Here is a 12,432-nt window from a genome sequence, read left to right as displayed (position 1 = left end):
CTATAATGGTAGGCCATATACGCAATTAACTCGCCTCCCTGTGAACATAACCAATAGGATTAGCTGGCCTACCATTATAATGCACCTCAAAATGTAAATGTCTTGCCGTTACATCACCTGTAGCGCCCATGATACCTAGTACAGTACCCGCTTTAACTTTTTGACCAATACTGACTTTCAAACTGCCAGCCTTCATATGACCATACAATGTTTCAAGACCACTTCCATGATCAATGATTACTTTAAAACCATATCCATCTTCCGTGTATCCAGCAGCTACAACAAGTCCATCCATAGCTGCTATGTTCGGGTATTCCCGATAATCGAAATTGGATGGAGCAATATCTATCCCTTTATGTAGCTTTAACACATGATTTGTAGGATTTACCCTCATGCCAAAGCCAGAAGTGAGATTCTGTGCGGTCGTTGGCCAAAGCATCTGTCCAGCTTGAACGGGGATTGATTCAACATAATCTCCATTAATCGAACCAACTAAAGGAGTTTCGGAAAGAGCATTACCAAAGTCTCCGTTATAACCGGCAAGGAAACTATGGCTTGGATCGTTTTCCTTAATTCCTTCCGAAATGATCATGACATCATCTGATGAAAAATTATATTTATGTAGAAGGGCATCAAACTTCGTAAAATCCGGTGTACCACATCCGACAATCATGCTTCCCGGACCAGGAACATACGCGACGTCCTCATAAGGTTTCCCTGTGACAGCATCAATCCCACCGTCTAAATCGTATTGAAGTAGATTGTATTGATGCATGATATTTTTAAGTGCCGTTGCATAGCCTGGATCTGTAGCATATGAAGCTTTTTGCAATTCATTGGCAAATTCATACGGATTCTTTTTGGAAAGAGCCGTTTTATAGCGGCCATTTTCTAATAGAAATTTTGAATGATCGGCAAATCCTTCTCTCGCATTTCCATATACGCGGAAGCGGGCAATAATTAGCGTCCAACCTCCTTGATATTCACTGGTACCCATATTCACAGTTGGACCTGTCCAGCCGTCTCCCGCCTGTGCCTTAATCCCAAAGAAGTTAAAATACTTTGAGGTTAACTCACTATTACCCCAACCCCCTTCTTGCACGGCTTGAGCAAGTATAACACTGGCTGGGATGCCACTTTTCCTGCTTTCTTCGATAGCACCAGGAGAGTAACTTATAAAAAAAGAATTTGTACTGTTTCCAATGCCTGTAAAAGGAGCGGCCACTGGAGAACCACCCGCGCTTATGTTGCCAGAACCTCCGAAATTACATGCCTCGGCATCTCTTTCCCAAACTGTTGTTGTAATAACCGAAGACGAATCACCCGATGAACTGTAAGTCACAGTGGAAACTTGATGGTAAAGTATATCTTCGATTCGATTCCATGCATGGGCCTTGACTAACAAACTAACTTTTGTCTGCGAAACGCTCGTGCTGGAAGTGGTGTATGTCGATGTACTCGTTGTACCATCTTCATTAATTTTTTCTGTCTCATGTGTCGTTGTAGTGACAGTCGTGGTTGTATTAATGAAATCTTTATAAGTCAGATCTGGTTTTAATGCACTGGCTACAGCCTCAGGATCTATATCCGTAACATTTACCATTCCCTCTTTGGTTAATCTCATATTGTCGATCGCTTGAACAACAATCATTGGTGGTCGATATTCTGGCAGATCAGTGGTCCTCTCGATAGCCCTTGTGTAGGCTGCCGAAAGCTCCGAGGCGGTTTTAGAACTATCTGCTCCTAACCAGCCAAAAGTAAAAGCCACATATATTAACGCACCTCCAACAATAAAGACAACTACAAGACCAAGGAGTGTAGGAAGTCCAAAAGAAGCGATAAGTGCTGCTGCTGCTTTGGCAAGCAACTTTAATAATAATTTAAAAAGCTGCTGGACTAGTTTTTTTACTAGCTTTTTAACGGCTGCTTTTAAAGTTGATTTAAGTTTTTCTTTTACCTTTTTTCCCGCTGCACCGAGGGCATTTCCTGAAGCTAAGTCATCGAGCATACTCATACGATATCGCGCCACTGCCCGGGCGCTATTCCCCCTCACTTTGAAAGGGCTCATTCATCCTTAGACGCAATGAGCCTTTAGATAAAATTATGGGAGTGATCGCTTAATAGCAGATGGATTTGAAGCCTGTAATGGATGCTTCAACGTAGGAATATTGACCTGCTTTCTGCGCATGTCCACATAACTTGATGGACGGCCCTTTTCCAAGAAATCGCTCGGACTAACCGTTTTTCCTTCATATACCATTTGTTGTCCCTCGGAATTAAAAGTAACTGCAGGAGCCTCATCCATAAACCCTTGTTTGGTACCAGATGGTTGCATAATAGGCTTGATCGAGAAAGGTTGCCCGTTCTCTTTGCTCGCCACATAAGGCTTTGCAACAACTTGGCCTTTTGCAAGAGCCGTATTTCCTTTTCCAATGTTTGAAATGCGTTCATAATGGCCGTCTTCCCCTTCTCTTGCTAGAAAACTTCCATCTCGCGATTCAACCGTGAATAAATTCTGATCATGATTAAAAGATTTAGGGCTGAGTGGTGTGCCGGCATAGCGAGATTTGGCAAACCCTTCACCTATTTGATAGCCGCCTTTTCCTACAACCAATTCTCCGATTGCACCATATACTTTTTGCATGTTCGATCTTTTAACGGCCGGGTCAGACGGACCAACACCACCAAACATTCCTTTTACAGCTGAACCAACAGCTTCGACACCTTTGACCGCAGCCTTTGTAACGGGATCAGCATTTTGCAATGGCTCACGATTATTAACTACATCCATCCGTTCTGTATAATGTTGTTTTGTGTTATTTGCCCATGCTTTAGAACCATTAATAGCTCCTTCAGTACCGGCTGCTGCAATTGCTCCTGCACGATAACCGAAGCCATCACCAACTGAAGCCCCTGCTTCCGCGAAAACATGTTGAGCAAGCGGCCCTAAACCAGTACCCATCGATGCACCGGCAATACGCCCGCCAGCTTTTCCAAGCGCTCCGGCAATGCCTCCAGCTAAACGCGTACGGTTTCCAAAATCGCCGCCACCTGATGCTGTTGCCACTCTTCCACCGCCGGATCCTCCAAAGCCACCTATCCCAGCTACGGAAGCAACCCGGGAAGCTATATTTTGTCCTCCTCCACCATACGAAACAGCCCCCCCACCTTCCACTCCCTCACTTTTTTTAGTTAAGTGCTCACGCACAGTAGAAAAGCCATTTTTCAGGTCACCCACAGCTCTCCCCATATGCATGAAAGCTCCTAGCCCAGCTGCTGTTCCAGCCATGGCTAATTTTGAACCTGTTTGGCTTGTTGAACCAAAGATAAACCGGACAGATTCAGAAAGTGGAATGAATAAAGCCATGGCGACTGTAACATGAAACCATCCTATATCCTTGTCGAATATATTAAAGAAGAGCCAAAATAAACCCGCATGAACAGCTTGCGCAACAATTTGCGACCATAATTCTTTGAAAGCCGCCATTGTGATCCCTTGAAGCATCGGGTAAAACATGACGGCAATCCAAAGAGGGGCTAAAACGATCATGAGCGAGATAAAGAGAAATCGTTGAAGGTAAAACACTTCCCACCATATGGCTAATCCTCTAGTTGCAAAGGAAACAATTACTTTCCCTAATCCATTCTGATTTGCACTAAAATCTCTCATCACAACCCGCTGCCCATCCGGTACCTTTGATTGCATATTTCCATTGAGATCCGGACCGTAACTAGATAAATCTACCGGATTCTTAATGTCCTGGTAGACCATACTCACGATCATGTTGTTCGCCTTAAAGAAACTTCCGGAAACTGTGAAAAAATTTCCGATTAATACCATTGCCAATAAGCATTTGATAAAAGTTTCAGTTGTCTCAACTTTAAGAGTTGATGAAAGAGGGCTTGTTGAAAGAAGTACTCCGCTTTTAATAATGGCTGCGGTAATGATAAAAGTGATTGCTACAGAAAATAAAGCAAAACCGCGCCGAATCACATGATTATAGCTATCCTGAGTGTACATACCCCAAACTTTATTGTCGCAACCTACCTCATCCTTAAAACAGCTGTGATAAAAAACATGGTCTGCCGGGTCATGAATACCACCGAAAACCGAAAGAATTTGATCAAGGATCCAAAGTATGGGCTTAACATACCAAGGATCAGTATCGGAAACTGGTGCTGCCATAGCAGTTATTGGAAGAAAGATGCTTGTCGTAATGAACAATATCATGAGTACCGCAAATACTTTCCCTCTCGGTTTCATCATTCTTCAGCACCTATCTGATCAAGGACTTCATCAATTTCGACTTCAGGCAGCAATCCATGAGTTTGCAAATAGTCAGGGTCTGTATCAATGAACTTACGCATTTCATCGGAAACGGTAACTTTGACATACGCCGAGCTTCCGCCGACACGGAGAATGCCTTCCCCTTTACTATCGTCCTTTTCAGACTCTGGTGGTCTACGGCAAATAATATCAAGTTCACCTTCCGAGAAATTAAAGATAGATTTTAGCCTTTGCTTCTCATCTGTGGCTATTTGTCCAATCCGTAAGAATAGGGCCGTCGTTGCGTTTTTAACAACAGCAATCCCATTGGGATCATCAAGAAATGGAGTCAAATCTTGTGTAATAATATCGATGCCGCCATTATACTTTCTGGATCGGCGCCCCATATCTTCTACGAATTCCATGCCACCGGGAATACGTTTGAGGCGCCAAGCTTCTTCCGCTTTAACCCGTTTTCTATATTTCCGAAGAGACGGCCGCTTAATGAAATATTCCCAGCCTAGTGTATAAATTACGTAGTTGATTAAATCGTAAATATCACTACCCTCGATGGGTTTGATATTAAAATTAATCCAGCAAACCTCATCGAGCATGTTGTCAATTGGTTTTCCATCGTCAAAATTCGTTTGCCCATCCAAGAGTTTACCATCCGGATAATCGCGTAGAAAACTGCGAAGTACCTTGAGTAAACGCGCTGCAAACGGATCTGTTATTTCCTCATATTGATAAGTTTCAAGATTTCCGCCCCTAGTACAATTCATCATGATACGTCTATATATGTCCGTTAAGGTCATTTCCGGCTTCCGCTGCTTCTTATACTCAATACCGCCTGCCTCATTGCGGAAAGGAACCTTTTCATTTTCGTAGAGAGAGTCCGGATTGTCGTTGATACCAAATTCCGTATAAACATCCATGATCGCTTTCTTAATAACTGCTTTTTCTTCCGACGATAAACCACCGGCAAGCTTATCATAAAATTTAAGCAGTTGCCCGCTCTTTGAACCTAGTGGAACAACTACCTTATTAACCCGACGTCCGTTAGCCTGAGTGACTTCAATCTCTTCCTCTGTTACTGCACATACATTGATACAAACATTACTGCCTTCCCGAATTTCTACTTCTCTGCCTCCCATGAGGCGACAAACAGGGCCATTCTCTCCGTCGGGATCTATCGAAAAAATGCGGTATCCAAGAAGTACTTGCGAAGAGGTTATATACTTATTGCTAAATGATTTACCGCTGCCGCTTGCTCCTACAATCACAGAAGTATAAGAATCTAAATACTTCGCAAAAACATTAAGAAACTCCATCGTGTACGTATGTTTATTGATCCCAATTGGAACACCACCTGAATAAGGAATCTTGGATGAATAAAAAGGAGAAGCGGCAACAAGCGATGTACGTTCAAAAAAACGGCGATCACCACGTTCGTTAAGCCGATTATTACCAATGGGTAGCGTAGATAACCATCCATCTCGCTGACGGTCATAAAGAACGCGTAAATTATGGTCGTTTCCAATCAAATCATCTTGTATGATCATCCCTATATTATCGAGCGTCTTCTCATCCGGAGCGTAGACAGTCGCCACACATGTGCCTAAGAATCCATCATTATAACCATCTGATATTTCGTCTAATAACCGCTTGGCTTGCTCCATTGATTTCTGTGCATCTGCTGCTTCCAGATCATTTCCACTCTTTAACATGTTAACAAGTCGTGCGCCTTCGTCGGTAGCGGCGGACTTGTAAACACGAACGGCTTGGCTCTTAGTCAACTTGGTCATATAAAAAGTAACATTAACGGCGCCTGCACGATAAAGTGTTTCAAGTGCTCCTGTAGTTAATGTTGTTGCTCCAAATTCCAAAATAAAAGAACGAAAAGGATAATCACTAACCGCCCCTTCACTCTGGTAACCAATATCGCGAATATTCGCGGGGATGTCATGGCCATTCAAACCAATCATATCAAAGAAAGTTGAACGCTTAATCTCATGTGAATCAGTTGTATAATCAACTTCCGTAAGGCTCAGCTCAATATTCTTTTTTCCCCTGATTTTATCCAGCAATTTTAGATTCATTCTCCTTGGCCTCCTCCTCTTCTTCCAGATATCGATAAGCTTCACGAGAATTTTCATTAGAGTAGTCAGTCATAACAACGGATGAAAGTGGATTCACCGCTTCAAAAATACGTCGGAATTTCTCAATGCTCCCGGTCTTTTTATGTGTGGCAAAATATAAACTTTCGAATACCGCCTGCTGTTGGCAGGCTTCCGCTATACCACCCATACGACCATAATTACTGATGATATTTCCCGATAATCGTCCGAACTCATTTCTGACTTTGACGAGAATTGAGTCTTCATCCATATCACCTAGCATTTTTTCCGTATACTCCAACATCACAATGAAATATCTTGCGTAGTCATATTCCTCAACTCCCTTTTGCCAGCTCTCCATAAACGGAAAAAACATGGTTTGCGCGTACCGCTGAGCAACGGCGTCCAAATTTGGAAAAGCGTCATAATAAAGTTTCATTTGGTCAAAAAGTTCAATCGGGCGTGAGTGAAGGTGAGTCGCAATTTTTACTTCTCTACCCGGCCCAAGTGATAGACTGGCAAGTAAATGCTCATAAGCTCTGTCCGTTTCAGCCTGTTCATCATAGGATCTTAGGTCATAATTGATTGGCTCACACTTAACAGATCCAATAAATTTCCGAACGTCCTTGTTATCAGATTTGAGTTCAACGATATTACCGTACATTTCCTTAATGCCGAGTAAATTTTTGAAATCTCCGAGAATCTCCTTCCCCTTTGCTGCCGCCTCCCGTTTGTTAACTTTCAGTTTCTTGGATTCCCCCCCCATACCAGGGATGATTGGCTTATTATTCATACCCCGATACATAATAAAAACGATAAGGCCAATCCCAACGTACATAAACAAATCCCACATTAACGTCTCCTCCAAACCCCACTCTGGGTCTTCTTATGCCTGAACATATACCATAGATGGCGATCCATATAATGTCCTGTTTGCGGGTGTCTGAATAAAGCAAAAATCACAAATGGAATCACCACAGGCAGACATACAACAAAAAACACAAAATTAATAATCAAACTAAGAGAATCCGTATATACCCACTGGCACAATTGGAGAAGCAAAAGCGCACCTGCGCCAAAATAAACAGTCTGCCGCCAAGAAAAACTCCAATCGTATATTTTCACCGGACGCCGCTCTTTTTCCGTATCAAAAGGCATACGTGCACGCATGCACTTCACTTCCTTTATAGGATGATAAAAGCCCCTACGTCTGTAGGGGCAAGACTAGGGGAATTCTTTTTATTGTGTAGTCGTAGTAGGAGCAGCTGTTGCGGCATTAATAAAGTAGTCAGCCAGCATTGGAGCTTTTGCTATGACAACAATTCCTATAACTGCAGAAATCATAGCTCCAGTTCCGATCGCACGTTTTTGTGCGTTCCCTAATGAGAATCCAAAAACGATAGCTCCGCAGACAATACTGATTACACACAGCACAGCTCCAACAATGCGTATGTTTGTGATCCATTTTTTTAGCTCATTCATAATATCAGTTATTGCGCCGTTACCGGTTGTTCCCAGTTTAGCACCATTGGTAAAGTCATCTGCTAGTGCAGCATGAGGTGAAACCAAAGTTATAAAGGACAAAAAAGAAAACATTAAAGTAAAAACCATTAAGTAAGGTAAAGCATTTTTCCAAAATTTCTTCTTTTTAGACATTCCCGAAAACCTCCTGATTAATAGTTAGCTAAGTTGTCCTACCGCAAACCGAACAGGTTCACCCCCCTTGAAAATGAAAAAGACGCAAAAACTTAACCCTGGGTAGGGTACTGTTTTTGCGTCTTCCGCTCTTTTTATTATAATTGAGCACATATCGCCCAATATTTTACTATTGCTTACACTTATTTTATCGAAAATTGTTGGTTCTGGCAATAAAAATACTTCTTTACATTTTCCTTACTTTTCCTTACACTTTTTGGTAAGGAAAAGTAAGGAGATGGTTAACATGTATTCCGCTTCATTAACAAGCAAGGGACAAATAACAATTCCAAAAAAGTTGAGGGATCATTTAGGATTGAATGTAGGATCGGTGGTAGATTTTACTAGCAATGCAGAGGGTGAAATCATTATGTCAAAAGCAACCCCCTCCGTTATGGATCTCGGCTATAGGGTATTCTACAGAGATAAGGCAGATAACTATTTTGAATGTTTTGCTGACAAAACAAGAAAATCCATTGATTGGGAATGGCTAAATGAAAAAATAAAAACTAATCGAAAAGACGGTTTTTTCAAAGCCTTGGTTATAGACGATGATCAGGTGAGTCAACTCAAGAATGCGCTCGACCATCCTATTTACAATCGTTTTATTACAGAAGAATCGGTAAAATTTTTCCATACCTACGGATTGATTACGGACTAGAATTTTGTTCTGTATCATTAAGGCATGGGCCTACAAATTACATACATAGTGAGGTGTTTTCATGTTTGATCAAGTTATTGTTTATGTGCAAGGAGCCATGAATTATAAGTCCGACATACCCGTTTTTCTTCTTTTCGGGGCAGTTATCATTTACGGACTTTCTAAATTTAACTCAAAGATATGGCTCGCTCTTTCAATCTCTGTTGTCGCAATCTTCGCTATCTTCTATCCTTTTTTCTTTATTGCCCCTTCATTCTCTAAGGGAATGGCTAGCATGGGATTGATCGGAAAGGAATGGCTAAAAGATCAGGAAGTCGCCCGAAGTATTGGAATAGGCTTCATGGTTGGCATTATTTTTTCCATTATGCTGCTGTACCTGATCGGATCTACCATTGTGGAAATATTGAAGAAAACCAGTGGAGTTTATGTATTGGCGACGAAAAAAGAGCCTAAAGCCAAAGATTACATGAAAGTATCGCCAAATGAGATATCTGAGTATGCTAATGCCGATATTGTTTTTCTGGAAACAAAGCTTTTTTCAACCGATATTACCTATATCAAAAACAGCTTTAACGATGAGAAACAAATCAAAACATCTATGGCATGGGTATGCAAAGGTCTTCCGGTTAGCATAGCGGTGAGAAAGACTAAATTCGATTGCGGAGATCATGCAGCTATTTCCCCATTTCACTCGATCGCATAAACTGTGTGCAATCAAAAACCGTGACGCTGAAAATGAAGCAGTCACGGTTTTTGATTTAATCACTCGATAAAACTTCTTCAAATAGCTTCGTTTTTTCCGTCTTCAACATTTACGCATCGGTTATTCCAATACCCAATGCTGCAATGGTTGCCATACTAGCTCGTCAACAATCCAGTCTCAACGAAATTCTCTGCTTCTTGTTTTGTCCGGACAGACTCTTCACGTACGATAAACTGAACTGAACGAGATTATAAAAAAATTACCCTCGTGCCCGAAATCTTCTTTATAATCAACAGATCTGTTGTGAATGGCCAAAAGCAGATCCGTGTTGGATCTGCTTTTGGCCATTTATTGAATTATACAATGACATTCTCGCTATGCTAAACGAATTTACTTATTATCTTTCTTTATATTTAAGAATGCGTTTGCCAAAGCCTCTACATCGGGGGTACCTAAACCTGTAGCTTGATTGTAAATAGTGCCGGCTGTGCCGGTATAGAACCCGTTATCATTAGAAGTGCCGGTTGTATTAAGCGGATGCAGCGGGGAATTAGGCCCTTGTGCAAAACGATAGATTTGTGGGTTCCAGAAACCGACTCGAGTGTTGCCCAAGCCATTAATAAGTGCTGACAAACCATTCAGTTGAGGTGATACGAAGCTGGTGCCTCCATAAATGGCATACCCTAGATTGGTACCCGGCGTTCCTGGATTACTGAATAATACTTTATAGCCTGTATAAGGATCCGCGTTCATGGATATATCAGGCATATTTCGGCCAGTTCCAGTTCCAGTTAAGATCGTTGGGGATGCATCACGAGTGAGAGAAGAACCGTCCGAATTAGTTGTCCATTGCTTTGCGGAGTTATAGGTGTTTACACCAGAGACTCCTTGCTGATACCACGGCGTTGCAAACATTTTGCTGAAGCCTCCGCCTCCGCCTACAAGGTAGCGATCACCCCAGCCTATCGGATTATTTAAGCCGCGAACATCGAAATAGCCGTAGAGATAATCCCAGCCCCAAGCCCGCTCTTGATCGTTATGAACATCATAATTGTATTTGTTCGAGTGGAAATGGAATGGTAGCGTTGTGCCGCCAGCAGCTGTAATATACGCGCTGTCTGCCGGATTATCGACGGACAGTGAGGCTACTCCCGGAATTCCCGATCCCAACCCGAATTCACGAACAGCATCATAGGCACCTTCGTCACCTGATGCTGCAAACATAGAGATGCCCTGAGCAGCGGCTTCCATGAATAGCTGATTAAAGGCTTGAGCATATTCAGGAGTTTCCAATTGCAACTGAACAAACAGATTAATTGCTGGTTCGCTTTCGCCCCAGCTTACAGATACCTGCTGTGCGATATTTTCACTGATGGCCGTTGAAAACGTATCAAGAAATCCAGTATCAGAGTTAGGACCCACATAGACACGGATATCGGCCTGCGGTGCGAGAGCACCGGACTGCTCAACATCGAGTGTCGTTTCGTCATATCCGTTCCACCCGGAACCGCCATCCACATTCACCTTGGTGATGCGATTCGGTTTAACCGTGATATGTTGATCATTCCAAAATGCGTATGCATCATCTACATTAAAGTCAGCCAAAGTCACGATGCCAATGGTCTGTCCCGCACCGGTTGCGCCTTTGTCATACAAAGGTTTAACGTTATATTTACTGATTAAATCGCTAGGAGACAAGGCCAAGGGACCTGTAGGTGTGCTTTCATCCAAAGCAGCCGGTTGTTTAACAGCTCGAGAAGAAAGATTGGAGTAATTGCTTAGCCCAAGAATACAAAGGATGTTATCCGCCACAAGAGACGGTACTTTGGGTTCAGTTTTCGTTCCGTGATAGTCTTTGCCTTTATAGTTGGCGTATTGAATGACGACGTTAAATGCCTGATTGAATTGTCCGGCCGTACCGTTTGCAGTAATCACTAAATTGTTCGCATGAACCGAGGCCTTAATTCCGAAGTGTGCTAAGTACTCCGTAACCGCTTTTAGTTTGAATGGCTCCGGAGCAAAGCTTTTTTTAAACTGATCCACACCTAGGTACTCTCTGAAATTTTCACTTCCTGGGGTTGTGATGTACTTTATGTACTGAGCGAGTTTACCCTGATCTTGAATCTTCATTACAATGTCCACCGTTTCTGGTGTATCGGCCGGAACTCCTCCAAAATAGTCTGAATTTTGCAGAATTGTCGAACCTACTCCTTGTGGTACGGATTTCTCAGGTGAGTCAGCAAATGCGGTTGGAATGCTTCCAAGAAGCAGTGTACTTGCTGCAGCCAAAATTAAAATTATTTTTCTCATTTTCTGTTAACACATCCTTTCGTTTGCAGTTTCTTTCAAACCTATTATATCACCCCCAAATCGATTCTCTCTATCGCTAAAAATGATAGGTTTTGTCAGATTTATGAGACCATAGTATTGTTTTTTTCCAACAAAGAATAGGCCCCTTTAATCATATTGATCACTGGCAACTTCACCACAAAGGAATCAACATCCTTTGCGACACATCCATTCCTACACTGCATAACAACCTCTAATTGATATTTCACCGACACTCCCACGATGGTTCCAAGCCTAAAGCTTCGCTTGTGATGCGAGGTCATTGCTGTACCAACTCAAACATGGTCATTGGGGATAGTGGAAGAACTGTTTCTTTTACGGAATCCTTGCCCCTAAAACCGCCACGCTCTCCCGGCTACTTGCCTTAAAACGTCAAAAGAAAAAAGGCTATCCAGAAAAATGGATAGCCTGATAATACGAAAAACCGCCCTTCATCATTTGGCGGTTAATTCAGAGAGTCGTTTCCCGGTTAGTTCAATTTTTTGTAAGCTCCATTTTTAGCTATCGTTCCGTCAGCATAATAAGTTACGTTAAGAGTTCACATTACTTTTCCAAATAATAATCATTTTGATCATATTTATTTTTTAGATCTTAAGGCAATACCTTTAACGGTCTCATCATTTTCATTATCCTCATGTTC

9 protein-coding genes are annotated in these 12,432 nt (G+C 42.1%); 2 read left to right on the top strand and 7 right to left on the bottom strand.

Annotated elements, in window-relative coordinates:
* Positions 1–25: 25 nt before the first annotated feature.
* The 6 genes from BLV33_RS26610 to BLV33_RS26585 all read right to left on the bottom strand — a co-directional run bounded on the left by BLV33_RS26610 (position 26) and on the right by BLV33_RS26585 (position 8,040).
* Positions 26–2,014, bottom strand: a complete 1,989-nt coding sequence (locus BLV33_RS26610) for a glucosaminidase domain-containing protein (RefSeq protein ID WP_171909386.1) — start codon at positions 2,012–2,014, stop codon at positions 26–28.
* A gap of 87 nt (positions 2,015–2,101) precedes the next feature.
* Positions 2,102–4,267 carry a hypothetical protein gene (locus tag BLV33_RS26605; RefSeq protein ID WP_090799262.1) on the bottom strand — a complete coding sequence of 722 codons (2,166 nt, stop codon included), beginning with the start codon at positions 4,265–4,267 and terminating at the stop codon, positions 2,102–2,104.
* Entirely contained in the window at positions 4,264–6,366 is a 2,103-nt protein-coding gene (locus tag BLV33_RS26600) for a VirB4 family type IV secretion system protein (protein ID WP_090799260.1), read from the bottom strand. Before BLV33_RS26600 ends, BLV33_RS26605 begins: the two co-directional genes overlap by 4 nt.
* Positions 6,344–7,237, bottom strand: a complete 894-nt coding sequence (locus BLV33_RS26595) for a hypothetical protein (RefSeq protein WP_090799258.1) — start codon at positions 7,235–7,237, stop codon at positions 6,344–6,346. Before BLV33_RS26595 ends, BLV33_RS26600 begins: the two co-directional genes overlap by 23 nt.
* The gene (locus BLV33_RS26590) at positions 7,237–7,554 is read right to left on the bottom strand and encodes a PrgI family mobile element protein (protein WP_090799257.1); all 318 of its coding nucleotides are present in this window, start codon (positions 7,552–7,554) and stop codon (positions 7,237–7,239) included. Before BLV33_RS26590 ends, BLV33_RS26595 begins: the two co-directional genes overlap by 1 nt.
* A gap of 69 nt (positions 7,555–7,623) precedes the next feature.
* Positions 7,624–8,040 carry a pilin gene (locus tag BLV33_RS26585; protein ID WP_090799255.1) on the bottom strand — a complete coding sequence of 139 codons (417 nt, stop codon included), beginning with the start codon at positions 8,038–8,040 and terminating at the stop codon, positions 7,624–7,626.
* Between the two features lie 286 nt (positions 8,041–8,326).
* Here BLV33_RS26585 and BLV33_RS26580 point away from each other — a divergent pair, with 286 nt between their 5' ends.
* Positions 8,327–8,740 carry an AbrB/MazE/SpoVT family DNA-binding domain-containing protein gene (locus BLV33_RS26580; RefSeq protein ID WP_090799254.1) on the top strand — a complete coding sequence of 138 codons (414 nt, stop codon included), beginning with the start codon at positions 8,327–8,329 and terminating at the stop codon, positions 8,738–8,740.
* A 61-nt stretch (positions 8,741–8,801) separates the two neighbouring features.
* The gene (locus BLV33_RS26575; RefSeq protein ID WP_090799252.1) at positions 8,802–9,443 is read left to right on the top strand and encodes a hypothetical protein; all 642 of its coding nucleotides are present in this window, start codon (positions 8,802–8,804) and stop codon (positions 9,441–9,443) included.
* Positions 9,444–9,833: 390 nt separating this feature from the next.
* On the opposite strand, the gene BLV33_RS26570 is transcribed toward BLV33_RS26575, so the two are convergent.
* Entirely contained in the window at positions 9,834–11,753 is a 1,920-nt protein-coding gene (locus tag BLV33_RS26570; RefSeq protein WP_090799251.1) for a S53 family peptidase, read from the bottom strand.
* Positions 11,754–12,432: the final 679 nt, after the last annotated feature.

The organism is Paenibacillus sp. GP183 (genome assembly GCF_900104695.1).
Lineage (GTDB): Bacteria > Bacillota > Bacilli > Paenibacillales > NBRC-103111 > Paenibacillus_AI.
This window is presented reverse-complemented; position numbering and strand designations above follow the sequence as displayed.

Bases quoted from the DNA above. Each gene is read 5' to 3' on its own strand.
- BLV33_RS26580 (WP_090799254.1), top strand. From the start codon at position 8,327: ATGTATTCCGCTTCATTAACAAGCAAGGGACAAATAACAATTCCAAAA.
- BLV33_RS26585 (WP_090799255.1), bottom strand. From the start codon at position 8,040: ATGTCTAAAAAGAAGAAATTTTGGAAAAATGCTTTACCTTACTTAATG.
- BLV33_RS26575 (WP_090799252.1), top strand. From the start codon at position 8,802: ATGTTTGATCAAGTTATTGTTTATGTGCAAGGAGCCATGAATTATAAG.
- BLV33_RS26605 (WP_090799262.1), bottom strand. From the start codon at position 4,267: ATGATGAAACCGAGAGGGAAAGTATTTGCGGTACTCATGATATTGTTC.
- BLV33_RS26590 (WP_090799257.1), bottom strand. From the start codon at position 7,554: ATGCGTGCACGTATGCCTTTTGATACGGAAAAAGAGCGGCGTCCGGTG.
- BLV33_RS26600 (WP_090799260.1), bottom strand. From the start codon at position 6,366: ATGAATCTAAAATTGCTGGATAAAATCAGGGGAAAAAAGAATATTGAG.
- BLV33_RS26595 (WP_090799258.1), bottom strand. From the start codon at position 7,237: ATGTGGGATTTGTTTATGTACGTTGGGATTGGCCTTATCGTTTTTATT.
- BLV33_RS26610 (WP_171909386.1), bottom strand. From the start codon at position 2,014: ATGAGTATGCTCGATGACTTAGCTTCAGGAAATGCCCTCGGTGCAGCG.
- BLV33_RS26570 (WP_090799251.1), bottom strand. From the start codon at position 11,753: ATGAGAAAAATAATTTTAATTTTGGCTGCAGCAAGTACACTGCTTCTT.